This window comes from Faecalibacterium sp. AF27-11BH (assembly GCF_003603005.1).
GTDB classification, from domain to species: Bacteria; Bacillota; Clostridia; order Oscillospirales; family Ruminococcaceae; genus Faecalibacterium; species Faecalibacterium taiwanense.
Map to the genome: position 1 here is coordinate 125090 of NZ_QVGS01000003.1, position 26002 is coordinate 151091.

A 26002-nucleotide genomic window follows, 5' to 3' on the forward strand; every position below is an offset into this window, starting at 1 on the left:
GCGGCATCTTGATGGGGATTGTGCTCCCCATACCCTCACATCGTGCAAAATCACATGATTTTGCCTGTTGGTGGCCTGTCGCAGCAGGTCACAGCCGGAGTGCAGATGCACTGCCGGGAAAATCAAATTTTTGATTTTGGAAAGGAGACCCCATGCCACGGACGAAGAAAAAAGTGAAATCTATCGTAAAGACAAAAGTAATCTCCGCACGAGTTACAGAAACAGTACATGAACTTTTATACCGGCAGGCAGAAGATGCCGGGATGACCCTCTCTCAATTTGCAGCGCAGATGCTGATGAAAGGTCGCGTGAATACCTCGTATGTGTTCTATGTCCACCCGGACGAGATCGAAGCCATCACACGGGAGTTTGCCGCCATCGGAAACAACCTGAACCAGATCGCGGCTTTCATCAACAGCGGCGGTATCCAGTCCTGTGCGATGCACGAAAACATCAACCATGCGATTTCCTGCATTTTTGAAATGCGGGAGCAGGTCGCAGAAATGGCAGGAAAGAACTATGGCAATCTTAAAGCATATCGCAAGTAAGAGTTCCAACTATGGTGCTGCGCTGGAGTATCTGATTTTCAAACATGACGAGCTTCGGAAAACTCCGATCCTTGACCAAAACGGAAATCGCATCATGCGGGATGAGTTTTATCTGGACGGTCTGAACTGTGAACCCTATTCCTTTGATGCGGCCTGCCAGCAGTTGAACCGCGAATATCAGAAGAACAAAAACAAGAATGAAATCAAAAGCCACCATTACATCATCAGCTTTGATCCACGGGACAGCACAGAAAATTGTTTGACGGGGAAACGGGCGCAGGAGCTTGGACTGGAATATGCAAAAGCGAATTTTCCGGGGCATCAGGCTTTGGTCTGTACGCACATGGACGGGCACAATGGCAGCGGCAACATTCATGTCCATATCGTAATCAACAGCTTGCGAAAATTGGATGTGCCCCAGCAGCCCTTCATGGAGCGACCCATCGACTGCAAGGCAGGGTACAAGCACCATGTAACAAACGAGTACCTGAAGCATCTGCAGAAATCCCTCATGGATTTATGCCAACGCGAATTTCTGCATCAGGTCGATTTGCTGTCGCCATCCAGAACGGGCGTGACCGAAGCGGAGTATTGGGCGCAGCGGCGGCTGGATGAGAAAAAACAGGAAATCGAAAAGGAAGGTTTTACGCCAAACCCGACAAAATTTCAAACACAGAAACAGCTTATCCGGGATGCCGTTGCCGCTGCTCGTGAGAAAGCAATCTCGTATGAAGATTTTCAAAACATCCTACAGGATGAATATGACATTTTTGTCAAAACACAACGTGGGCGTTACAGCTATCTGCCGCCGGAACGGAACAAGTTCATATCGGAGCGTTCTCTGGGAGAAAGCTGCAAAAGAGAATGTCTGGAAGGATTCTTTGTTCAGAACGCCGAGAAGAATCTGCGGTACAAGGAAGACCCCATACTGATCTTTACGACCAGAACTAGGCTGCGGCTCGTTGTGGACCTGCAGGAGAATGTCAAGGCACAGGAAAATCTGGCGTATGCGCTAAAGGTCAAAATCAGCAATTTGCAGAAAATGGCTGAAACGCTGGTATGGGTACAGGAAAACAACATCAACGACCTGACGGAACTGAACGATCTGTGTAAGACAGCACAGTCCAATGCGCAGGCAGCGTATGAACGGCTGTCACAGGCAGAGGATGAACTGTACAAAACCAATGAACAGATTCATTATGCGGGGCAGTATCTTTCTACAAAAGATGTCCAGCAGCAATTTGCGAAAGCAATTTTCAAGAAGAAATTCCGTGCAGAGCATTCCAAGGAATTGGACGCCTATGCAGAATCCGTGAAATATTTCCGGGAAGAAAACGATGGAAAGCTGCCATCGCTGAAATCCTTGAAACAGCGGAAAGAAGAACTGACGAAAGAAATCGCGGAGAGGAAAAAGGCATATGCTCCCCTGAGGGAAGAATCCCGGCGTCTGGAAATTGCATCGGATAATGTGTACAGCATCTTCCGAAAAAACGATGAAATGAAATCCGACCTTGCATGGAAACGCGAGTGGGAGGCTAGAGTCCGCGAAAAGGCAAGGCAGGAGCAGGCTCGACAGGAACAGCGCGAGCGTCAACCGAAACGCAAGAAGCGCAGCTATGATATGAGCCTGTAAATCAGCAGGGTCTTCCACCCCGCACCCCGGAACCCTGCCGGATGCGTAAGCCTGTGCAGGGCTTTCCCATTCGGCAGGGACTTTTGAAAACGATTAGGAGGAAGTTTGAGTAAAGAGTACATCAAAGCACAAACCCCACTACCCGCTTATTTCCCTTATCCGAAATTTCTGCTGCAGATGAGCCTTTCCCATACGGCACGATTGACGTATGTTCTGTTGCTGGACCGTATGACTCTTTCGCAGAAGAACGGCTGGGTGGATGTGCAGGGCCGGGCATATGTGCTCTATCCGTTGGCAGGGCTGGCGGAAGATCTTCAGAGCAGCATTTCCAGTGTCACCCGTGCCCTGCGGGAACTGGAAGCCGCACGGCTGATCGAACGGCGGTCCAATGGCTTTTCCAAGCCAAACCAGGTGTTCCTAAGCTTCCCATCTACTGCGCAGAAATGCACAGTCGAGATGGTCAAAAATGAGCAGCCTGATTGCTCAAAAGTGGGCAATACGGTTGCGCAAAACTGCACACCTAACCAAATAAATAAGAACAACCTAAGATTGAACCAACTGAATAGAACTAAAGAAGCGTATGGGCGATATCGGAATGTTTTTCTGGAAGATTATTCGGAACTGGAAATGGAAATTGCAGAGTTGGATTCCTTGATTGATGACCTTTCAATCTATATGCAGTCTACAGGCAGGAAGTACGCAGACCATGCGGCGACCCTGCGCAGTTGGTCGGCACGGAAGAAAAGACAACAGAAACCGGGAGCAGGCATCCCGGACTATACCTACAACAAGGAGGAAAGTTTATGACGGAAACGATCCAGACAGCGATGGACAGGCTTATGACGATCTCTGTGGAACCGCAGGACTATGTTGCAGAAGATGGGCTGCTGTACTGCGGCAGCTGCAATACCCCCAAGGAAGCGTTCTTCCCAAACGGAAGAAAGCTGTTTGGGCGTGACCGCCATCCGGCTGAATGCCAGTGCCGACAAGAAGCTAGGAAAAAGCAGGAGGAAGAAGAGCGGGCAAGGCTGCATCACGAGAACGTGCGGCGGTTGAAGCTGCAGGGCTTTACCGACTGGGCGATGCAGCACTGGACATTTGAAAACGATCATGGGCAGAACCCACAGATGCATCTGGCGCAGCGGTATGTGGACTATTGGCCGGAAATGCGGGGAAAGAATGTGGGGCTGCTGCTCTGGGGCGGTGTTGGTACAGGCAAGAGTTTTATGGCGGGTTGCATTGCCAATGCCCTGATGGAACAGGAAGTGGCCGTCTGCATGACGAATTTTGCCCGAATTATGAATGAACTGAATAACGCCTTTTCCGGGCGGAATGAAGTCGTGGATAGGCTCTGCGGCTATCCGTTGCTTGTCATTGATGATTTTGGCATGGAGCGCGGCACGGAATATGCATTGGAGCAAATTTATAACATCATCGACAGCCGCTACCGCAGCCAGAAACCGCTGATCATTACCACGAACCTGACTCTGACGGAGTTGAAGAACTCGCAGGATACCGCACACGCCCGTATCTATGACCGTCTGCTGGAACTGTGTACACCGATTGCCTGCACAGGTCCCAGTATGAGAAAGAACATAGGACAGGCAAAATTGAACTTGCTGAAAACACTTCTGGCCTGAATGGGAGGAACGCGATTGAAAGAAAACGGCACAATGAATTGGCTGGCGCAGATCCGCCAGATGAAGAACCGGGACATCCGCACGATAGAACAGCATGAACTGCAGGAACTGCCGCGGGATGCAGTGGAACACGGATTGCCACAAGAGGAAAGGCTGAAAAATCTGCTGGATAAGGTCGGAAATCCTTATTGCTATCTGGACAACGGAATCATTGTGAAGCTGAACTTTGTACCGAGAGGGAGCAGTACACTGTCTGAGCGCATTGGCAGGTGTTTTCAATCGGCCAGCTGAAAAGGCAGAGAATATTTCGGCAAGCTGCTGAAAAATCACACAGAAAATTTCATACTTTAATGTGATAAAGCACTGGACAAAGGATGATGATTCTGGTAAGCTGTTTGTGGGTAAGAAAATAGGAATGTGCAAACTGAGCAGAACTTGCTCGGTAGGCTTGTTCTACAAAAAAATGTGGAGCCTTTCGCTTCTCTGACGAACAGTATTGCCGATTCGTTAAGGAGGTGGAAGGCTTTTGTTATACCCTGATATAAATTCGCGGAAGAGAACACAGCAAAATTCAACTCGTTATCGTACAGCTTTGTATTTGCGTTTATCCCGTGAAGATGGCGATAAGACAGAGAGCGACAGTATTGCAAACCAGCGCACCCTGCTGGAAGCCTATACTGCAGACCACCCGGAACTGTGCATCGTGGATGAGTTTGTGGATGATGGCTACTCCGGCTCAAACTTTGAACGGCCTGCGTTCCAAAACCTGTTCAGGGAACTGGAGCAGGGGACCATAAACTGTGTTCTGGTGAAAGATCTGTCCCGCTTTGGACGAAATTACATTGAAGTGGGGCGTTATCTGGAACGTATTTTCCCGGTCATGCGGGTCCGGCTGATTGCAGTGACGGACAACTATGACAGTCAATCTGCGTGGAAGACCAGCGATTCCATCATGGTCCCAATGCGGAACCTGCTCAACGATGCGTACTGCCGGGACATTTCCGTCAAAATCAAGAGCCAGCTTGCGGTCAAGCGGAAACGCGGTGATTTTGTGGGAAGTTTTGCAGCCTATGGATACCAGAAGGATCCCAGCAATCATACCAAGCTGATTGTGGACGAACTGGCAGCGGAAACAGTGCAAGATATTTTCCGCTGGAAGATCAGTGGCATGAATAATCAGAGCATCGCAGACCGATTGAATGCGAAAAAAGTGCCGTCCCCGGCTGCGCGAAAGTTGCAGAGCGGTGCAAAGCTGAGCCTGCATTTCCGCAAGAGCGATGAGCCGCCGTGGTCTGCCAAGGCAGTGGACCGCATTCTGCACAACGAGGTCTATATCGGAAAACTGGTGCAGGGAAAGACAAGGAGACTGGACTATCGCTCCAAAAAGAAAATGAATGTGCCGATGCGGGACTGGACAATCGTGGACAATACCCATGAAGCAATCATTTCGGCAGAGCAGTTTGAACTGGTGCAGCGGATTCTGGAAACCGAAACTCGCAGACCGAACGATGCCGAAACGGTGGCCCTGTTTGCAGGATTTCTTTACTGTGGGGACTGCGGCAGCCGGCTGGTACGCAGGTCGGCCAGCTATAAAGGAAAGCGGTACATCTATTATCAGTGCTCCGGCAGCAAACAGAACAAAGGCAGTTGCACGAGCCATAATCTGCGGGATGAAAAACTCTATAACGTCGTGCGGAACGCGCTTCTGATGCAGATCCAGATTGTGATGGAGGAAGCGGAATTTGTGGAAAGCATCCGGCAGGCCCAGCAGGAACCCTACCGTGTGCGGCGCATTGAACGGCAGATTCGGCAGCTGACTGCAGAAAAGGCCCATACACAGGGAATTAAGGAAAAGCTGTACGGGGATTATGCAGACGAAATCCTCACACGGGAGGATTTTCTGAACTACAACGAACTGTACAGCAAGCGAATCGAAGAGTATAACCGCAAAATCACAGAACTGGAAGCAGAACGGCAAAACCTACAGACTGCCCCGAATGCTTATCCGTTTCTGGATGTGTACCGTAAGTATCGGAAATTGGAAGAAATCACCCGTCCGATGGTCGTGGAACTGATTGAGAAAATCGAAGTGTATGAGGGCAATCGGGTAGAAATTACGTTCCGATTCCAGGATGAAATTGCGGACCTGCTGGAAGAACTGCATCAAAAGCAGATGGGGCAGCGTGAAGTGTCTGCTTAAAAGGGGGCTGTGACTTATGGCAAGAGTAAGCAAGAAGGTAAGTGCGGCGCAGCGGGAAGCGGAAAACGCACCGCACCGTATCTGGAAAACCGCAATTTACGCACGATTGTCTGATTTCGATGATGTACTTCGGGATACGGAATCGCTGGAAGTGCAGATTTCCTATATCAAGGAGTATATCAACCACCGGGACGATCTGATGCTGCTGGATGTGTTTGCGGACAAGCGGTGCACAGGAACAAATTTTGACCGCCCGGAATTTGAACGGCTGCTGAAAGCACTGCAGGAGCGGAAAGTCAACTGCATTGTGGTAAAGGACTTCTCCCGACTGGGTCGTAATTTCGTGGAAACAGGTCAGTATCTGGAGCAAGTGTTTCCACTGTTTGGCGTAAGATTTATCGCCATCAATGATAATTATGATAGCCTGAACAGCCAGAGCCGGGACGGGATGCTGGTGCCGATCAAGAGCATGATCAATGAAATGTACTCGAAAGACCTGTCCCAGAAAATTCAGTCATGCTTTCGCTCCAAGGAAGCACGAGGAGAAATCTATACGCCTGTTCCGTTCGGTTACAAGAGAAATCAGCAGAATCATTTGATTCTGGACGAGGAAGTCAGCGATGTGGTAGTTCGGATTTTTCTCTGGAAGAAATCCGGCATGAAAGAGCGCGAGATTGCAAAGAAGCTGTCTGCGCAGGGAATCCAGACACCTTTTACACGCCGCTGTCAGCTGGGATACCTGAAAAACACCTTGCGGGTAAAGGACCCAGTATGGCAGACCGTTTTCGTGACAAAGGTGCTGGAAAATCCAATCTACACAGGAACAATGGTCTATAACCGCATCGCCTACGATGAAATGTATCGAAAAATCGGAGAAAATCCACGGGAAAGCTGGCGGATGGTGCCGGACAACCATCCGGCGATTATCAGCTGGGAATTGTTTGATGAAGTTTCCGCATTACGGGAAGCCGAGCAAGCAGTCAAGGAAGAGCGAAAAAAGTGGTGCAGACAGCGCAGAAAGAACAATCCGAACATCTTCAAAGGCAGAATCTTTTGCAAAAAGTGCGGAGAAAAATTGGCTTGTCATTGGCAAAGTGATGGCACGCTGTATTTTTACTGTGCATCTTGCCATGTTTCCATCTCAGAGAAAGACCTCTGGAACGGCATTAACAAGGAGTTGCACCAGCGGATGGAAGAACACCGTGATTTGCAGAAGCTGGTACGGAAAAGCTCTGGAAAAAGCAAACTCCAATCAAAAGAAATAACTACAAAACGTAAAATTGAACAGGCGTCAGGCAATATCGTTCGACTGGAATCACAGAAGCGCAGTGGCTATGAGCAGTATGTTCTCGGAAAACTTTCAAAAGAAAAATTTCTGGAACTGAAGCAGGGTTTGGAAAATGAAATCACAACACTGAAACAGACGAAAGCTGAAAAAGAGAAAGAACTGGCCGTTGTTCAAGAAGAATTGCAACGGGAAAAGCAGATCGCAGGCAGCACAGAAGTCCTTTTGACGGCAGATAATCTGCAGCAGTATGTAAAGAAAATCGAAGTGGACCGCGGAAAAATCACTTATACAGAATTTTTATTGTGATGAAAAAGGAGAACAAAGCAATGAAAGAAATGAAAGAGAAAATCTACGAAGCCCGGACAGGGATGGAATATATTTTGATTGGCGATTATTACCTGCCAGCCTTGAAAGTGCCACGGACTCGTCCGGTTGGCCGCTGGGGGATGCTGCACAAGGCGTACCTGAAACTGCGAAAACCAGCCTATTATCAGAGCCTGCTGCTGAATGGAAAGCTGGACGCTGTTTTGGCAGACGTGGAAGAACAGGCAGCAGAGCGATATGAGGTTTTGATCGAGCAGATGAGCCAGCGGGAGAGCATTTCAGAAAAACTGAAAGAAGAAAATCAGATGGAGTGGGTGCGCCGCATGAGAAATCTGGAAAATCGTGCAGAGGAAATCATAAAGGCAGAATTGATCTACACATTTGAAAGGCGGTGAGCAGCAGATGATCGGAACCTATTACCGGCTTTCCCTTGCAGACGAGGATGTGGGTGCTGATAAGGCCGAGAGCAACAGCATTCAGGGCCAGCGCGGACTGGTAGAGGGGTATATCATGGCTCGCCCGGAACTGGCTGCAGAGCCGCGTCAGGAGTATGTGGACGATGGCTACTCCGGCACCTCCACGAGCCGCCCGGCGTTCCAGCGGCTGATTCAGGACGCGCAGGATGGCAAGGTGAAAACAATTATCGTAAAGGACTTTTCCCGGTTTGCCCGCGATTATATCGAAGCAGGCGATTATATGGAGCGCATTTTTCCATTGCTGGGCGTTCGATTCATCTCTGTCAACGATGGGTATGACAGTGGAATGCAGGCCGGGAACGATGTACGCGGACTGGAAGTAGCTATTAAGAACATCATCAACGCATCTTACAGCCGTGATCTTTCCGCTAAAATCGCAGCAGCCGACCATGTGATGCAGAAGAAAGGAATGTATCTCGGAGGATACCGCCCGTTTGGATTCCTGCCGGACCCGAACGACTGTCATAAGCTAATCCTCGACCCGGTAGCCAGTCGATATGTGCGGTTGATTTTTGAACTGGCATTGCAGGGCAACAGAACAGGCACCATCGCAAAAATCCTGAATGAAAAGCAGATCCCGACCCCGGCAGCGTATCATGTGGCGGAAAACCATGTGTACAGTGAGCAGAAAGCATGGGATCTGCAGCGCAGCCATTGGACAAGTGGAACGGTTTACTATGTTCTGAAAAATGAGAAGTATAAGGGAACTTATGTGGGCGCGAAATTCATTATGCCGGTTCCTTGCAAGCATCGGGTCCTGCGCGCTCCCTTGAAACAGCAGGTACGAATTGAGGACAGTCATGCCGCCATTGTGACCCCGGAGGAATTTGAACAAGCACAAAAGGTCATTATGCTGCAGCATGGGAAGCATCAGGCCGGGAACTACACAAAACACCAGTATCCCTTGAAAGGCAAGGTCTATTGCGGCTACTGCCAGAAGCTGATGAAATATCGTGTACTCAAGAAGCTTGGCCCCTCGTTTAACTGCAGATTTTCGGCCACAGCGGTGGACAGCCCTTGCAAGCGAATCCCGATCTCTGAGAAACTGCTGGAAGAGATTGTCCGAAACGCGCTGACAGTGCAGATAAAGCAGGCGGAGCATATACTGGAAATCCTGCACGAACGGGAACGCAAAGCGTTGATTTGCTTCTCCGCACTGGAACGGCAGGAAGAAAAGCTGAGTGAAGAAAAGGCAGAGATCGTAAAACAGCGCGTCGCGCTGTATGAGCAATACGCCGACGGGAATATGAGTAAGGAAGAGTTCATCCGGCAGAGAGATGCCTACAGAGTGCAGGAAGATGAAAAGATGGAGCAGATCCAACGGCTTCGCACCGAGAAAAATCAAATTTTCCAGCCTGTGAAGAAGGATACGGATAATTTGCAAGCCGTGATGGATACTGTGGGAGGAGCAGGCGATGTGATGCACTTGTCGCAGAATGTGGTGGAAACCTTTATTGACCGCATTGAGGTTTTCAACGATGAAAGCGTGAAAATTCGTTTTACATTTGAAGATGTGCTGGCAGGCTATGCAGAATGAGCCGTAGCCAGAATCAATGCAGTAAGCAGAGTTTTTCTTGTAAGAACATGAGTTTCATGGTATCATAGAAGCAATAAAAAGTCTGTGTGTGGCTACGCGAAAGGAGCAGCAGAGATGAAAAAATTGAACATCCCAGTTGGTATTTCGGACTTTGAGAAGATTCGGAACGGTGGGTTTTATTATATTGACAAATCTGGCCTGATTACGGAAATTTTGGACGAAAAAGCAGAAGTGACACTTATCACTCGACCACGGCGTTTCGGTAAGACGCTTGGCATGAGTATGCTAGAAAGCTTCTTTGACATCCGTAAAGACAGCAAAGAACTGTTTGATGGGCTGGAAATTGCAGAGCATCAGGTATTATGTGATGAGTGGATGAATCAGTATCCTACAGTCTTTGTTTCATTCCGACAGGTAGACGGTTTGGATTTCACTGGGGCATACGATATGCTCACAATGGTGATAGCGGATTTGTACAACAAACATCTTTATTTGCTTGATAGTAAAAGTGCTACAGAATTCCAAAAAACAGCGTTTGAGCATCTTGCACATGGCAATGGTTCTATAAAAGAAGTTAAGAGCAGCCTTATGCTTTTGACAACGATGATGCAGAGCTATTATGCAAAGCCTGTAATTCTTCTTATAGACGAGTATGATGTCCCTGTAGCAAAAGCAAATAACAACGGTTATTATAATGAAATGCTCGATGTTATGAAAGGCTTGATGCAGGCCCTAAAAGACAATCAAGCACTTCAGTTTGCAGTTGTTACGGGCTGCTTAAAGATTGCGAAAGAAAGCATTTTTACGGGAACAAATAATTTTGTATCGGATACTATCACAAATTCTCGTCTGAACGAGTATTTCGGATTTGTACAAAGTGAGGTTGACCTGCTGCTAAAGGATGCTGACTTGACAACGCAGGCTGAGAACATCAAGAAATGGTATGATGGATACCATTTCGGAGCCTTTGATGTTTACTGCCCGTGGGATGTAATGAATTATTTGCTGGAACTGCAGCGCAATCCGAAAGCTAAGCCTATCAGCTACTGGAAGAACACCAGCGATAATGCAATCATCCGTTCCTTTATTGACTATGCGGGGAGTACCATCACAAATAAACTTGAAATCCTGATGGCTGGCGGCTGCATTGTTCAGCGTGTGGATGAAAGCCTGACCTATGATTACCTGCATTCCTCAGAAGATAATCTCTGGAGTACGCTGTATCTGACAGGGTACTTGACCAAGGCGCGTGAAGAAGATTATAAGGGTGAGTTGCCGGATGGCATGGTTGCCCTTATGATTCCGAATGCAGAAATCAAAGAGATTTTTGAAACAACAGTTATCAAATGGTTCGATGACAGTACGAAGAAGTGGAATCGAAATGCTTTGTTTGATGCAGTCTGGAACGGTGACAGCGAAGGCATTACCAAGGAAATGAATGCTCTGCTCCGGCGCACCATAAGCTACCATGACTATCGGGAAGACTTCTATCATGCTTTTCTTGCGGGCATCTTCACGGGTGCCGGATATATGGTGGATTCTAATAAGGAGCATGGCGAAGGCCGAAGCGATGTAGTCGTTTACGATTCCATTAATGCCCGCGTTGCAATCTTTGAAGCAAAGTACACGAAGGCTTTGGAAAATCTGGAAAGTGAATGCGATATAGCCTTGCAGCAAATTGATGATCGGATGTATGCAAAGGAGTATGAGGATGATTACGATCAAATTCTTTGCTACGGCATTTCGTTCTTTAAAAAACGCTGCATGGTAAAGAAAAAGTGATTCACAGCAAATCTTAACTTGAATTCTGTATTATAACTTAAAATAAGTTAAAATACAGAAAAAGAATTATAAGAGAAGCTCGCATAAACCACAGACAGCACCCAAGATGATTCGAGGGTGCGTCTGCGGCTTATGCGGGCCTTTTTATTTTGTGATTTTAATACGGATGGATGTTAAATTCCAAGGCTGACAAGAGTGGCCTTTAACTCCTTCGCCGTGCGGATAATGATTTCCTGCTCAGTTTCGTTGCAGTCCAATAACAGACGATGCAATTCGGTGTTGGAAGTTGAAACGGAATAGTGAAGACTGTCTATCAACAAATCATCAATGGAAATGCAGAGGGCGTCGGTAATATCGACCAGAGTGGCAACGCTGGGGTGTTCTGTGCCTTTTTCAATTTTGGCCAGAAATTCACGACTGCGATTGATTTTAGAGGCTAAGGCTTCCTGGGTGATATTACCACACTGCATTCTGAAATAACTAATACGTTTTCCCAAAGCAACATAATTGACGGACATAAGTAAATCTTCCTTTCGAATGCCCGCATAAGAGTACTTTTATTATCTGGCCTATGGAAAAACGAATCAAGAAGAACGAAAAGAGCAGCCAACATAGAAGTCAGAATTTTCGTTTTTCCCCTCTAGCGGAGATGGCTTCTGAGGCCAAAATGTGACCCAGTAGGTCACATTTTAAGGAATAAGTGACCTGCTGGGTCACAGAAAAATTATCTGACAGGTGTATAATAAAACCATAAAATTGAACAGCACGATAATGTGAGTGAGAACGAAGTGAAAAAGTTACTGACGCTGTACAGCGGGGTTCAGTTAACGGATGTACTTTCATTTGTATAGAGAAAATGATGAAAATGTGGCTCAGAATTTGGCGGGGCCACCCCTAGCAGTCGTGTGTTCTGAGGCAATTTTGTGAAGTGTTACATCACAATTTGCTGCACATGTGAAGTGCCACTTCACAGAAAAAATCATCTGATAAGAGTATAATAAAAGCATGAAATCAAGCTGCGAAAATAAAGTGGGGAAAACGAAATGGAACGGCTGCTGACACTGTATAGCGAAGTTCAGTCAACGGATGTACGGTGGCTGTGGTATCCCTTTATTGCAATCGGGAAAATCACACTGCTGCAGGGTGATCCCGGCGATGGAAAGTCTAGCATGATGATGAATCTGATTGCGGAACTTTCAACAGGAGGTAAGACCCCGGATGGCTGTAAGATCGGTGCGCCGCAAAAGGTGATTTATCAGTGCTCCGAGGATGGCGTTTCAGACACGATAAAGCCCCGTCTGGAACGCTGCGGAGCAGATTGCGGGAAGATCGCTTTCATCAATGAAGAAGTCTATAACGGCCTTACATTGGACGATGAGCGCATCCGTCAGGCAATCATTGAATTCCGGCCGCGCTTGGTCGTGATCGACCCAATTCAGGCCTATCTTGGCAGTGATTCAGATTTGCAGATCGCAGGCAGGGCACGGAAACTTATGCGCCGCCTTGGAATGTGGGCTGCTGGCTACGACTGCGCTATTGTTCTGATTGGGCACCTCAATAAAAAAGAAGGCTCCAAAGGGCTGTACCGCAGCCTTGGCAGCATTGATGTTGTGGCAGCAGCACGAAGCGTCCTGCAGGTGGAGCGAGATACAGAGAACCCTGATATAAGAATCGTACATCAAATCAAAAACAGTCTTGCGCCTACGGCAGAAGACATCCGTTTCTCTATTTCTGCCGAAAGTGGTTTTCAGTGGCTTGAATGTAGGCCACAGCTCTTTGAAAAACAACAGCCGGACACCGAACCTGAATTTGATACCGAGCAACAGAAAGCTGTCTACTGGATTAAGCATTTCCTTGAAAAAGGCGATATGAGCGCAAATGAAATGTATTGTCGCTTAGATAATGAAGGTGTCAGCAAACGAGTAGCGCGGATGGTAAAAACAGAAATGGGAATCCACTGCTACCAGAAAAAGCGGAAATGGTATTGGAGCGTTCAGCCGGAAGAAGGTGCTATGAATGGATCGCAAGTATAAGGTTGGCGGCTATGTGAAACTTGCAAAACTGTGGGAACGCGCTAAGGATGCAGCAGTAGCCTATCACAGTTCCTACTATGCTGAAAAGTTTAAAACTGATAGCGATAAAAAGCTGGTTGGTGTTTATATTGACATCACAGGGAATAAGGAAATTTATAAACGCCCGGAAATGGTGCATCTGCTCAAAGATTGCAAAAAGGGTGCCGTCAATCTGATTTTTTCACAGACAAGGGCCTACCTTGCAGCGAATACCTGTGATTTCTGTTTCCTGCTGAAATATCTGTTTGATTTGCCGATGCGGGTGGACATTGTTACAGATGATGACGACCAAAGAGTCGACACCATTCTTGATATTGAGAATCAGCGTCAGAACCTGAAAGAATTGGCTGAAAAATATACATCGATCCGAAGAAAAGATTATCTTGAGTGGAGAATCCGACTGGAACATGAAATGACAAAGGCTGGAGAGAAATGAACGTAGAACATATCCCGGCAGAAGATGTGGACGTGCTGCCGTGTGGAGCAGACTGGCAGAGCCGACATCTGGAATCTGAAAGGCGAAAAGCAGAGATTCGTGACAGAATCCATAAGCAGACAGAACAGGGCCAGAAAACGGCAAAAGATTACTTTCGTCCGGCAAAACCGACACCGTCGATTTACGACAGCGACCTGAAACGTGTGGCGGTTTATGCCCGTGTCAGTACATCCAGCGAGGAGCAGATTTCCTCTATTGAGAACCAAACCCTCTATTATACTCAAAAAATAGCGGAAACAGAGAATTGGAGTCTGGAAGATATTTACAGTGACGAAGGAAAATCGGGTACTTCACTGCGGAAACGGGATGCGTTTAAGCGAATGATGCGAGATGCCAAAGACCAGAAGATGGATTTGATTATCTGCGCCAGCATTTCGCGGTTTGCGCGAAATTTTTCGGATTGTATGACGCAGATCGCAGCACTGAAAACCATGCACCCGGCACATCCCATTGGCGTGTACTTTGAAACTGAAAACATCTACACGCTGAATCCAAGCAGCCAATATAGTTTGGACATTCAAGCACTTCTGGCAGATTGGGAATCGGGCAACAAGAGTCGCCGGATGATCCTTTCGTATGACCAGCGTATTATGACAGGCCAGTACCCGGTGGCCGACCTGATGGGGTATCGGCATACGAAGGATGGACAGCTTGTGATTGAGCCGGAAGAAGCAAAGACGGTACGTTTTATCTTTCTGGCATTTATTCAAGGGTACAACTATGAGCAGATTGCAATGATCCTGACGCAGAAGAAGCGCAGCACCCTGCGCGGCAGGCAGGAGTGGAATGGCATGATGGTGGCTAACATCATGAAAAACGAACGTCGCTGGGGTGATCTGGAAGCCCGGAAGAGCATCGTGGTGGACTACAAGTTGGGCAAAGTCACAAAGAATAACGGGAATCGCTGCTCTGCCTACGTTCCAGAACATCACCAAGCAATTGTTTCGCCGGAGATTGCACGGGCTGCACATCTCGTGGCATCCAGCAATAAGAAGTGCGGTGTGCAGGATATTGTGGTAATCCAGCAGGGAGCATTGAAAGGATTTATTGGCATCCATCCGAATTGGAGCGGCATCAATGCCGAAAGCATCCGCAGCCTTTGCCTGAATGCCTATCTGCCGGAAGAAGTGGTCGAACTGAACGATATGACGGAAATGTGGTCTGGAAAGAAGTCGGATATGGCATTGTTATCTGATTATCTGACGGTTTCAGGCACTTGCTTTATCAACCAGAGCAGCCCGGTTATGACAATTTCTAAAAATGAAATCCGTTTCAGCAAGGCATGCCATACCCGGTTGGACGACTGCGAAGATGTTGAATTGCTTTATCATCCGATTCTGCAGGTCGTGATCCTGCGGAAGAACAATTGTAAGTCTTCAACGGCGATGCGCTGGAGAGATGACAATGACGTTCATAGTGCTTTTTCAGCCAGAGCATTTTCTGGACTGGTCTTCCAAACATTGAACTGGAGAAGGAATTGCCGCTATCAGTGCCGTGGTATCTGCCAGGAACGGGAAAACGCAAAATTCCTGCTCTTTGAGTTGGATGAGTCCCGGATTTTGATTGGGAAAAATCATTATGAACAGGCTGAGGGATACTCGATGAACCTGGAATGCAGGCTATATCGGCGTAAGTGGGTTCAGAGCATTACGGCCCGTGATGTGATGGAATCCGGCCAAGTCGTAGAAAACCCCATGATTGGTGCAATTCCAAGCAGAAATGAAGTTCAACGTGAACTGGATGACCTTTTAATGTCGATGTAGGAGGATTTGTGAAATGGAAGAAAAAAGCAGGGAGCAGGAAATGAGTGCTCGGGAGATCTCGCTGATTCGTGAGTTGGCACAGATACGAAAAGAGTATAAAAGAGAGCTGGAGTACGAAAAATTTGATGGGTATGAGCTGCCGCCGCGCACACAGTTTTCCATGCTGAATAAGCCAGCAGTAAGCATAAAATATGGCGTTATGAAATTCAATATGGCCTGTATCCGGCTTTTTGAAGGAATTAAGTATGTTCTTCCAATTCTGCATCCAAACAAGAAGCGGCTTGCGTTGATTATGTGCCCGGAAGAGGACAGTGCATCTGTTGAATGGGCAAGACAGAAGGACGAAAACTGGGTGAATAAGGATATTACCTCTTTGGAATTTGTGGAAAATATCTTCAAAATCATGAGTTGGAACCGTGAATGCCGCTATAAGATACTCGGACGGGTGGCGAACTCAGATCAGGGCCTTTGTATGTTATTCGACTTGGAAGAAGCAATCATGTTCACCCCAAAACCACAGGAATACACAGACCCTGTTACGGGTGAGACAAAGAAGAAACAGATAAAATTCTTCCCGGATGTCTATAAGGATCGGATCGGGAAATCTTATACTGATTACATTGCAGGCCATCAGATGAATCTGTTTGAAGATTTTATTGGGTATCAGGGCTCTGCAGTATTGGATGAGACTGAACGGGAAGCAGGCACTACTTCAGTACCGATACCGCAAGGTGAAGACTCAGAAAATACACCATTACCAGATTTGCCGGAACAGCCTGAAAATGTACAACGACCGGGCAGTGAGGTTGTTGAGAAAGGAATGCTGACATGAGTTCTGGACGAATTATGAATCTGCTGGTGACAATTCCGGCAGAAAGCCGAAGAATGAATGTGGGAAAGGATGTTATCCGTATTCTTGGAAGTCCGGCCTATATCTGCGTTTTGCAGAGGAAAGATCGGAAGTCTATTGCAATCACGCCGTGTGCTGCGGAGCATCCCATGTCCTTTAAGGTCCCGGACAGGCTGCTGACCGATGGGCAGTGTCGGATGATGATTAACGGAATACAGTTCATTCAGGTGTTGCTGGAAGCAAATGGTCTAGCGGCAGGAAAAGACCATCAGTTTAAAGGACGGTATGATGCCGAGAAAAATGCAGTTATCATTTCGCTTGAAAAAGATGAACAAAGTGCCCTCTCGCCTCAAAAGTGTACAACTTGACATCACGTCCACTTGGTCGTATAATACGTCCAAATGGACGTGATGAAGGGAACCAATATTATGAGTGGTGGAATTTTAGATAGTTTTCAAACGATAATTCCAACAGCAGCGGCTGTCTTATCGGAAAGACGACAAATGTTAAGGATGACGCAACAAGAGGTTGCTGATCGAGCCAATATAACTTTACGTCAATATCAAAGGCTGGAATCTGGGGAAAGAAATATTTTGACTTCCTCTTTTGGCTTGGCCTGTCGGGTAGTTGAAGCTCTTGATATGGATGTTTCTAAATTCTATCATGGTGACTATTACCTTGAAGAATTGAAAACTATTGAAGGCAAATGATTTGGTGACAGGGGAAAACATCAATTTAAATGACGGCATTATGCCGAAAAAAGAGCAATATAAAAAGAATTATCCCGTGGAAACAGGGAAGATAATGCGTGAAAAGTATGAAAATGGATTGATTCGGAATGAACATGAATTTAAGGAGGTGCTGAATAATGTACTATTTAGTAGCAAAAGATCGTAATGCACATGGTTGTTTTGCTCTAAAAACGACGCATGGGAAGCATCTGGTGGAATTAAAAAGAGAATTGAACACAGAGGTTGGATATAAGGGAGTACAGCTTGTAACAATCAGCAGGCCAACAGCGTATGGTGAGTATGCGCCTTACCACTTTGCGGATACAGAACAGGAATTTCAGACTCTTGTAAAGGGTCTTCGTCCATAAAAATGCTGTACGTGGGAGCGGTGTATTTCAGTTCAGGCGATTGGTGTGTGCTGGAATAATACCATCTGTAGTCAGGTTAAGCCCCCGAATTATGAATAAGAAGATAAGCCCTACAAGGCTCAAATTGGTGTAAGAACCGATTGAAAGCCTTGTAGGGCTTTTTTTTACAAAAATTTTTGTTCCTTACTTGACAACCGCATAGGGTCAACCAAGAAAAAATACGATAACTAAAGGGTTTTGACAGCTTGAGTTGTCCTTCAAAAGTTTATTTGTTGAAAAGACTGCAAGAAGCGGGAAATCCTGGGGGTTATATGTAGGAGGCTTTTGGAAGCTCTGTTTTGACCCACAAAAAGGAGCAGCAAATAAAGATTGAAGGAGAGTTCAAGCCTACGGTGGATTGCCTTTGTGCGACCCGCCGTAGGCTTATTGCTGTTTTATAAAGAGAAAAGTGAGGAGAATGAAAATATGAAAAATTATAAAATTGCCGTAGCAGGCACTGGATACGTCGGCCTTTCCCTTAGCGTTCTGTTAGCACAGCATAATCAAGTGATGGCTGTTGACATTGTGCAAGCGAAAGTGGATATGATTAACAATCATAAATCTCCAATTCAAGATGATTATATTGAGAAGTATACAGGGAGAAGAAAGACGCATGATGAAAGAGAAAAAACTGAGCCAGATGATCCTGAAGCTGCATGACCGTGCTGAGGCGGCAAAATACGATGGCGATTCCAGCCCGCCTTATCAGGAAGTGAAAATGCTGAACTTCCACGATGAGGAATGATATTGTTGAGAAATACATCGAGGGAACCCCGGAGGTTGGCTCTGTTGGTGTTCATGTCGATGATACGAACAGACCCAAAAAGTCAACAGATGTAATCAAGGGTAGTAACAACGAGGACTCTACGCTGACCGAGGGAACATTGTTCTACGATGTTCGCTTTGACGCAATCGCACCGAAATCTGCGGACAGTGCAGAACAGGAAGAAGTCATTCGTCTGATTATCAATGTGGAAGCACAGACAAAATTCAAGCCGGGATACCCATTGACGAAACGGGCAATCTATTATTGTAGCAGAATGATTTCTGCACAGCACGGTCCGATTTTTACAAAATCTGAATATGAGAAGATTCGTAAGGTCTACTCCATCTGGATTTGTACTCAGCCGTCAGATGGTTTTGAAAATACGTATTTTGACAATAGAAGTCAGAATTTTCTTTTTTCCCCTCTAGCGGAGATGGCTTCTGAGGCCAAAATGTGACCCAGTAGGTCACATTTTAAGGAACAAGTGACCTGCTGGGTCACAGAAAAATTATCTGATATCCATGAATATGTGGGGGGGTGACTCCGGATTTTCTGGATGTATTGGAGGAAGGCTTCAAAGAATTCTTTGAAAAAGAAGTGTCGAATAATCCTCTGAAAGCAGAATATTTTCAGGAAGTATAAGGCGAGCGGCTATGCTGGTGTGGAAGCAATTTTTGAGCGGGATCAGCGGAACCAGAAGTTCATATGGGGAATGTATGACCGCATTTGCGGAATGTTCTGCCGGAAAACACGGTAAGGCAGCGGCTTTCGGTCAAAATACACACATTTCCGTGCATCAGCGGCAAATGTTTGTTAAACTATTATCTATCTTGCGACCTTGCAATGTGCACGGTTTTTGTTTATAATAGTAGAGTAACGGGGCAAGATCCCCCGAATGTGAGCGAAACTCTAGTTCAGAAATTAAAACTTGAGAGGAGTTTATTACCATGGGTTTAGGTAAGAAGACGATCGACGATCAGAACTACTGCGGCAAGAAGGTGCTTGTCCGTTGCGATTTCAACGTCCCGATGAAGGACGGTGTGATCACCAACGAGAACCGCATCAACGCAGCTCTGCCCACCATCCAGAAGCTGGTCAACGATGGCGCAAAGGTCATCCTGTGCAGCCATCTGGGCAAGCCCAAGAACGGCCCCGAGGCAAAGTTCAGCCTGGCACCCGTTGCTGTGGCTCTGAGCGCAAAGCTGGGCAAGACCGTTGTGTTTGCTGACGACGACAACGTTGTGGGCGAGAACGCAAAGGCTGCTGTTGCTGCCATGAACAACGGCGATGTCGTTCTGCTGCAGAACACCCGTTTCCGCAAGGAAGAGACCAAGAACATGCCTGAGTTCAGCGAAGAGCTGGCTTCTCTGGCTGATGCATATGTTGACGATGCATTCGGCAGCTGCCACCGTGCACACTGCTCCACTGCAGGTGTCACCGACTTCATCAAGGATACCGCTGTCGGCTACCTGATGGAGAAGGAGATTAAGTATCTGGGCAACGCTGTGAACGATCCCGTTCGTCCCTTCACTGCTATTCTGGGCGGCGCAAAGGTCGCAGACAAGCTGAATGTTATCTCCAACCTGCTGGAGAAGGTCGATACCCTGATCATCGGCGGCGGCATGGCTTACACCTTCGTCAAGGCTCAGGGCTACGAGGTCGGCAAGAGCCTGTGCGACGATTCCAAGCTGGATTACTGCAAGGAAATGATGGCCAAGGCTCAGGAGAAGGGCGTGAAGCTGCTGCTGCCTGTTGATGCTGTCTGCATCAAGGACTTCCCCGATCCCATCGACGCTCCGGTTGAGACCACTGTTGTTCCCGTCACCGCGATCCCGGCTGACATGGAAGGCTGCGACATCGGCCCCGAGACCATGAAGCTGTTTGCCGATGCTGTCAAGGCATCCAAGACCGTTGTGTGGAACGGCCCCATGGGCGTGTTCGAGAACCCCACTCTGGCAGCTGGCACTCTGGCAGTTGCCAAGGCTATGGCTGAGAGCGATGCTACCACCGTGATCGGCGGCGGCGACAGCGCAGCAGCTGTGCAGCAGATGGGTCTGGGCGACAAGATGACCCACATCTCCACCGGCGGCGGCGCTTCTCTGGAGTATCTGGAGGGCAAGGAGCTGCCCGGCATCGCAGTCATTCAGAACGCATAATCTGATCCCGGCATCATAATGGGTGCGGCGGCTTTAGCGCCGCCGCATCTTTTTGTTTGTGCAGAGCTTTCTGCACGATAGAAGGTAAATAAAGGAGATAGAGTATCATGGATAAGGCAAAGCGTAAGGCTATCATTGCAGGCAACTGGAAGATGAACAAGACTGCCTCCGAGGCTGCTGTTCTGGTGGACGAGCTGGTCCCCGCCGTGCAGGACGCAGGCTGCGAGGTGGTTATCTGCACCCCGTATACCGATCTGGTCACCGCTGTGGAAAAGACCAAGGGCACCAACATCCATGTGGGTGCTGAGAATGTTCACTTCGAGAAGTCCGGCGCTTTCACCGGCGAGATCAGCGCTGACATGCTGGTAGATCTGGGCGTGGAGTACGTCATCGTGGGCCACTCTGAGCGCCGCCAGTACTTTGCAGAGACCGACCAGACCGTGAACAAGCGCGCTCTGGCTGCTCTGAACGCCGGCCTGAAGGTCATCATCTGCGTGGGCGAGAGCCTGCAGCAGCGTGAGGAGGGCGTCACCGAGGAGCTGGTCCGGATGCAGACCAAGATCGCTCTGCGCGACGTGACCGCTGAGCAGATGGCAAATGTCGTGATCGCCTACGAGCCCATCTGGGCCATCGGCACCGGCAAGACCGCTACCGCCGATCAGGCTGAGGAAGTCTGCGGCCAGATCCGCAAGGTCATCGGTGAGGTGTACGGCGAGGCAGTTGCCGAGGCTACTACTGTCCAGTACGGCGGCAGCATGAACGCCAAGAACTGCGAGGAGCTGCTGAGCAAAAAGGATGTGGACGGCGGCCTGATCGGCGGCGCATCCCTGAAGGCTCCCGACTTTGCAGTGATCGTTAACGCAGCCACCAAGGGCTGATCGACGGTTTAAATCAGCTGTTTCAGCGCCCGGCTGCGCCGCATTTCCAGCGCTGTGCCGGGCGCTGATTTGTTAAATTCAAAGGAGATTCAATTTTATGGCAAAGAAACCTGTTCTTCTGTGCATCATGGATGGCTTCGGCTGGGTGCCGGAGGAGACCTTCGGCAACGCCGTGGTGGCCGCCAAGACCCCCCATCTGGATGCTCTGATGGAAAAGTACCCCATGACCACCATCGAGGCTTCCGGCATGGCAGTCGGCCTGCCCGACGGCCAGATGGGCAACTCCGAGGTTGGCCACACCAACATGGGCGCTGGCCGCATCGTGTACCAGCAGCTCACCCTCATCACCAAGTCCATCAAGGACGGTGAGATGCTCAAGAACCCTGTTCTGGTCAAGAACATGCAGGCTGCCATCGACGCCGGCAAGGCCATCCATCTGATGGGTCTGGTGGGCACCGGCGGTGTGCACAGCCACGCAGACCACTGGTTCGGCGTGCTGGAAATGGCAAAACATCTGGGTGCAAAGAACGTTTACCTGCACTGCATCACTGATGGCCGTGATACCGACCCGCACTCCGGCAAGGGCTTCCTGGCCGACCTGCAGGCCAAGCTGGACGAGTTGGGCATCGGCAAGATCGCCAGCGTCTCCGGCCGTTACTACGCCATGGACCGCGATAACAACTGGGATCGTGAAGAGAAGGCATACGCTGCCTTTGTCTACGGCGAGGGCAATCATGCCGCCAACGCTGCCGAGGCCATCGAGGCATCCTATGCAGCAGACAAGACCGACGAGTTCGTTCTGCCCTGCGTCACCTGTGAGGGTGGCCGCGTGCAGGATGGCGACACTGTGATCTTCATGAACTTCCGTCCCGATCGTGCCCGCCAGATGACCCGCATCTTCTGCGACGATGCGTTCACCGGCTTTGAGCGCCGCGGTGGCCGCAAGCAGGTGAACTATGTCTGCATGGCCGAATACGATGCCACCATGCCCAACTGCGAGGTCGCCTATCCGCCTGTGGAGCTGAAGAACGTTCTGGGCCAGTACCTGTCCGAGAATGGCAAGACTCAGCTGCGCATTGCCGAGACCGAGAAGTACGCTCATGTCACCTTCTTCTTCAACGGCGGCGTGGAGGCTCCCTACGAGGGCGAGGACCGCTGCGTGATCCCCAGCCCGAAGGTCGCCACCTATGACCTGAAGCCCGAGATGAGCGCCCCTGAGGTTGCTGCCGAGTGCGTCAAGCGCATCGAGAGCGGCAAGTACGATGTGGTGATCCTGAACTTTGCAAACTGCGATATGGTCGGCCACACCGGCGTGTTCGATGCTGCGGTCAAGGCCGTGGAAGCCGTTGACACTGCTGTGGATCAGGTGGTGTCCGCTGTGCTGAAGGCCGGCGGCTGCGCCTTCATCACCGCCGACCACGGCAACGCCGAGAAGATGATGAACCCGGACGGCACCCCCTTCACCGCACACACCACCAACGTGGTGCCCTTTGTGGCTGTTGGCTGCGGCGATGTGAAGCTGCGTGAGGGCGGCTGCCTTGCCGATATCGCTCCCACCATGCTGCCGTATATCGGTCTGCCCGTGCCTGCTGAAATGACCGGCAAGAGCATCATTGTGGAGTAATTGACCGTTAAAATGGCCGACGCGTTCGCTTTGGCTATGAATAGCGGAATTGTTATTCTTATATTTACAGCTCTGGAAAATCTGCGGATTTTCCAGAGCTGTTTTTTCACGCGAAAAGCCGATAAGATAAATTGCGTTTTTGGGCTTCGACCCCATTCTAAATCAAAAACTTTTCTTTTTTCCCCATCCGTGCTACAATAAAAATGAGTTTTTGATTGTAGGAGAAGCGGATGGAAACAACGCATAAACAAATCGTTCTGGGCATCCTTGCCCATGTGGACTCCGGCAAGACCACCCTTTCGGAAGCCATGCTCTACCGCTCCGGCGCGATCCGCAAGCTGGGCCGCGTGGATCACAAGGATGCCTTTCTGGATACCGACACGCTTGAAAAAGCGCGCGGCATCACCATCTTTTCCAAGCAGGCCCTGTTGACAGCGGGCAATACGGATATCACATTGCTGGACACCCCCGGCCATGTGGATTTTTCCACCGAGACAGAGCGCACCCTGCAGGTGCTGGACTATGCTGTGCTGGTGGTAAGCGGCACCGACGGCGTGCAGAGCCACACCGAGACGCTCTGGCGGCTGCTGCGGCGCTACCATGTGCCCACCTTTGTGTTCGTGAACAAGATGGACCTGCCCGGCAAGAGCAGGGAAGAGCTGCTCGCCCAGCTGAACCACCGTCTGGGCGAGGGCTTTGTGGCCTTTGATGTGCCGCAGGCCGACCGGGACGAAGCACTGGCTCTGTGTGACGAAAACCTGATGGATCGGATGCTGGATGCCGGGCAGTTGACCGATGCGGACCTCATCCCGGCCGTTGCACGCCGGCATGTGTTCCCGTGCTGGTTCGGTTCGGCGCTGCGGCGTACCGAAAACGATGCACTGGAAAGCGTGGACGCTCTGATGGACGGCATCGACCGCTATACCCGTCCGGCTCCCGCGCTGGATGCCTTTGGCGCCAAGGTGTTTAAGGTGTCGCAGGATGAGCAGGGCACGCGCCTGACATGGCTGCGCGTGACTGGCGGCGAACTGAAGGTAAAGGCCCAGCTCTCCGGCGAAGCAGATGGTGAGCCGTGGGAGGAAAAGGCAAACCAGCTGCGGCTGTACTCCGGCGTAAAGTATACGCTGGCGGAAGCCATCGGCCCGGGGCAGGTGTGCGCCGTCACCGGCCTGACCAAGGCGCGCCCGGGCGAGGGCCTTGGCGCGGAACGCGACAGCGATGTGCCGGTTCTGGAACCGGTGCTGAGCTATCAGGTGCTGCTGCCGGAGGGGGCTGATGTGCACGCGGCACTGGGCAAGCTGCACCGGCTGGAAGAAGAGGAGCCGCAGCTCCATGTGGTATGGAACGAGACTTTGGGCGAAATCCATGTGCAGCTCATGGGCGAGGTGCAGCTGGAAGTGCTGCGCAGTTTGTTGGCAGAGCGCTTTGGCCTGAACGTGGAGTTCGGCCCCGGCGGCATTCTGTACAAGGAGACCATCACGGAGCCTATGGAGGGCGTGGGCCACTATGAGCCGCTGCGCCACTATGCGGAGGTGCATGTCAAGCTGGAGCCCCTGCCCCGCGGCAGCGGGATGCAGTTTGCCGCCGACTGCCGGGAAGAAGTGCTGGACAAGAACTGGCAGCGCCTTGTGCTGACCCATCTGGAAGAAAAGCAGCACCTTGGTGTGCTGACCGGTGCGCCGCTGACGGACGTGAAGATCACCCTCATTGCGGGCCGCGCCCATCTTAAACACACGGAGGGCGGAGATTTTCGGCAGGCCACCTATCGCGCGGTGCGGCAGGGTCTGATGCTGGCCAAAAGCCAGCTGCTGGAGCCATGGTATGCCTTTCGGCTGGAAGTGCCGGTGGAGAACCTTGGCCGTGCCATGACCGATATCCAGCGCATGGAGGGCAGCTTTGACCCGCCAGAAAGCGGGGAAGAGGCTGCTGTGCTCACCGGTTTTGCACCGGTGGCCACCATGCGCAGCTACCCCATGGAGGTGGTGGGCTATACCCGGGGCCGGGGACACCTGACCCTGACGCTGGACGGCTACCGGCCCTGCCACAATGCGGCGGAGATCATTGAAGCTGTGGGCTACGAGCCGGAGCACGACCTTGACAACCCGGCAGATTCGGTGTTCTGTGCCCATGGCGCGGGCTTTGTGGTGCCTTGGGATCAGGTGCGCAGCCACATGCATGTGGACAGCGGCTGGGGAAAAAGCAAAAGCCCGGAGCAGGAGACGCAGACCGTGCCCCAGCGCCGGACAGCGGCTTACCGCGCAACACTGGAAGAGGATGCCGAGCTGCTCAAAATCTTCGAGCGCACCTATGGCCCCATCAAACGGGACCCGCTGGCGGCATTCCGCCCGGTGCAAAAGCGGGAACGCCCGGATTTTGATGCCCAGCAGTGGGAAATCCTGCCCGAATATCTGCTGGTGGACGGCTACAATATCATCTTTGCGTGGGATGAGCTGAACGCCCTTGCAAAGGACAGTCTGGAAGCGGCCCGTCACAAGCTGATGGATATTCTGTGCAACTATCAGGGCTACCAGAAGTGTAATCTTATTCTTGTATTCGATGCCTATCGTGTGCCGGGCAGCCCCGGCAGCATTGAGCAGTACCACAATATCCATGTGGTCTACACCAAGGAAGCCGAAACCGCAGATATGTTCATCGAGCACGTTACTCATGAGATCGGCAAGGGGCGGCGGGTGCGTGTGGCTACTTCCGACGGCATGGAGCAGATCATCATTCTGGGCCACGGCGCGCTGCGTGTCTCCGCCCGCATGTTCCATGAGGAAGTGCAGAATGTGGAAAAGCAGATCCGCAAACTGGTGCAGGGGGAAGCATAA

23 protein-coding genes and 1 pseudogene are annotated in these 26002 nt (G+C 49.9%); 23 read left to right on the forward strand and 1 reads right to left on the reverse strand.

Features of this window, described 5'->3' with window-relative positions; genetic code table 11:
* Positions 1-152 precede the first annotated feature (152 nt).
* From DWY76_RS04720 to DWY76_RS04765, 10 genes are all read left to right on the forward strand, one after another.
* Positions 153-548 carry a plasmid mobilization relaxosome protein MobC gene (locus DWY76_RS04720; RefSeq protein WP_120080110.1) on the forward strand — a complete coding sequence of 132 codons (396 nt, stop codon included), beginning with the start codon at positions 153-155 and terminating at the stop codon, positions 546-548.
* Positions 520-2181: a relaxase/mobilization nuclease domain-containing protein gene (locus tag DWY76_RS04725; protein WP_165852567.1), complete on the forward strand. Its 1662-nt coding sequence runs from the start codon at positions 520-522 to the stop codon at positions 2179-2181. The genes DWY76_RS04720 and DWY76_RS04725 overlap by 29 nt, the downstream gene beginning before the upstream one ends.
* Before the next feature lie 105 nt (positions 2182-2286).
* A complete protein-coding gene (locus tag DWY76_RS04730; RefSeq protein WP_120080114.1) occupies positions 2287-2988 on the forward strand; it encodes a replication initiator protein A in 702 nt (233 codons plus the stop codon).
* Positions 2985-3821, forward strand: a complete 837-nt coding sequence (locus DWY76_RS04735) for an ATP-binding protein (RefSeq protein ID WP_120080116.1) — start codon at positions 2985-2987, stop codon at positions 3819-3821. Before DWY76_RS04730 ends, DWY76_RS04735 begins: the two co-directional genes overlap by 4 nt.
* Positions 3822-3836: 15 nt before the next feature.
* A complete protein-coding gene (locus tag DWY76_RS04740) occupies positions 3837-4112 on the forward strand; it encodes a DUF6870 family protein (RefSeq protein ID WP_133300789.1) in 276 nt (91 codons plus the stop codon).
* Between the two features lie 301 nt (positions 4113-4413).
* Complete coding sequence (locus DWY76_RS04745; protein ID WP_207665826.1) at positions 4414-6021, forward strand: recombinase family protein; 1608 nt, start codon at positions 4414-4416, stop codon at positions 6019-6021.
* Positions 6022-6037: 16 nt separating this feature from the next.
* Positions 6038-7615: a recombinase family protein gene (locus tag DWY76_RS04750; RefSeq protein ID WP_120080122.1), complete on the forward strand. Its 1578-nt coding sequence runs from the start codon at positions 6038-6040 to the stop codon at positions 7613-7615.
* Positions 7616-7635: 20 nt separating this feature from the next.
* Positions 7636-8028 carry a TnpV protein gene (locus tag DWY76_RS04755; RefSeq protein ID WP_120080124.1) on the forward strand — a complete coding sequence of 131 codons (393 nt, stop codon included), beginning with the start codon at positions 7636-7638 and terminating at the stop codon, positions 8026-8028.
* Between the two features lie 7 nt (positions 8029-8035).
* Complete coding sequence (locus tag DWY76_RS04760) at positions 8036-9646, forward strand: recombinase family protein (RefSeq protein ID WP_133300790.1); 1611 nt, start codon at positions 8036-8038, stop codon at positions 9644-9646.
* A 114-nt stretch (positions 9647-9760) separates the two neighbouring features.
* Entirely contained in the window at positions 9761-11428 is a 1668-nt protein-coding gene (locus DWY76_RS04765; protein ID WP_120080128.1) for an AAA family ATPase, read from the forward strand.
* 173 nt (positions 11429-11601) lie between these two features.
* On the opposite strand, the gene DWY76_RS04770 is transcribed toward DWY76_RS04765, so the two are convergent.
* Positions 11602-11946, reverse strand: coding sequence for a helix-turn-helix transcriptional regulator (locus tag DWY76_RS04770; RefSeq protein WP_120080130.1), 345 nt, complete (start codon positions 11944-11946; stop codon positions 11602-11604).
* 525 nt (positions 11947-12471) lie between these two features.
* Between DWY76_RS04770 and DWY76_RS04775 the strand changes: the two genes are divergently transcribed.
* The 13 genes and pseudogenes from DWY76_RS04775 to DWY76_RS04845 all read left to right on the forward strand — a co-directional run bounded on the left by DWY76_RS04775 (position 12472) and on the right by DWY76_RS04845 (position 26002).
* Positions 12472-13461: an AAA family ATPase gene (locus DWY76_RS04775; RefSeq protein ID WP_120080132.1), complete on the forward strand. Its 990-nt coding sequence runs from the start codon at positions 12472-12474 to the stop codon at positions 13459-13461.
* Positions 13445-13936: a hypothetical protein gene (locus DWY76_RS04780; RefSeq protein WP_120080134.1), complete on the forward strand. Its 492-nt coding sequence runs from the start codon at positions 13445-13447 to the stop codon at positions 13934-13936. Before DWY76_RS04775 ends, DWY76_RS04780 begins: the two co-directional genes overlap by 17 nt.
* A complete protein-coding gene (locus DWY76_RS04785) occupies positions 13933-15759 on the forward strand; it encodes a recombinase family protein (RefSeq protein ID WP_120080136.1) in 1827 nt (608 codons plus the stop codon). The genes DWY76_RS04780 and DWY76_RS04785 overlap by 4 nt, the downstream gene beginning before the upstream one ends.
* Before the next feature lie 13 nt (positions 15760-15772).
* On the forward strand, positions 15773-16591 hold the full coding sequence (locus DWY76_RS04790) for a hypothetical protein (RefSeq protein ID WP_120080138.1): 819 nt from the start codon (positions 15773-15775) through the stop codon (positions 16589-16591).
* A 14-nt stretch (positions 16592-16605) separates the two neighbouring features.
* Entirely contained in the window at positions 16606-16977 is a 372-nt protein-coding gene (locus DWY76_RS04795; protein ID WP_133300791.1) for a hypothetical protein, read from the forward strand.
* A gap of 60 nt (positions 16978-17037) precedes the next feature.
* Positions 17038-17319 carry a helix-turn-helix transcriptional regulator gene (locus tag DWY76_RS04800; protein WP_165852569.1) on the forward strand — a complete coding sequence of 94 codons (282 nt, stop codon included), beginning with the start codon at positions 17038-17040 and terminating at the stop codon, positions 17317-17319.
* Positions 17320-17477: 158 nt separating this feature from the next.
* Positions 17478-17708, forward strand: coding sequence for a DUF6718 family protein (locus DWY76_RS04810; RefSeq protein ID WP_120080146.1), 231 nt, complete (start codon positions 17478-17480; stop codon positions 17706-17708).
* A gap of 465 nt (positions 17709-18173) precedes the next feature.
* Positions 18174-18341 (forward strand): annotated as a pseudogene (locus tag DWY76_RS04815) (UDP-glucose 6-dehydrogenase); the annotation flags it as partial.
* 140 nt (positions 18342-18481) lie between these two features.
* Positions 18482-18970, forward strand: coding sequence for an Rpn family recombination-promoting nuclease/putative transposase (locus tag DWY76_RS04820; RefSeq protein ID WP_243111935.1), 489 nt, complete (start codon positions 18482-18484; stop codon positions 18968-18970).
* A 490-nt stretch (positions 18971-19460) separates the two neighbouring features.
* Positions 19461-20669 carry a phosphoglycerate kinase gene (locus tag DWY76_RS04830; protein ID WP_005945608.1) on the forward strand — a complete coding sequence of 403 codons (1209 nt, stop codon included), beginning with the start codon at positions 19461-19463 and terminating at the stop codon, positions 20667-20669.
* 107 nt (positions 20670-20776) lie between these two features.
* A complete protein-coding gene (gene tpiA / locus DWY76_RS04835; RefSeq protein WP_005945612.1) occupies positions 20777-21547 on the forward strand; it encodes a triose-phosphate isomerase in 771 nt (256 codons plus the stop codon).
* A 97-nt stretch (positions 21548-21644) separates the two neighbouring features.
* Entirely contained in the window at positions 21645-23171 is a 1527-nt protein-coding gene (gpmI, locus tag DWY76_RS04840) for a 2,3-bisphosphoglycerate-independent phosphoglycerate mutase (protein ID WP_120080148.1), read from the forward strand.
* Positions 23172-23401: 230 nt separating this feature from the next.
* The gene (locus tag DWY76_RS04845) at positions 23402-26002 is read left to right on the forward strand and encodes a TetM/TetW/TetO/TetS family tetracycline resistance ribosomal protection protein (protein ID WP_097781656.1); all 2601 of its coding nucleotides are present in this window, start codon (positions 23402-23404) and stop codon (positions 26000-26002) included.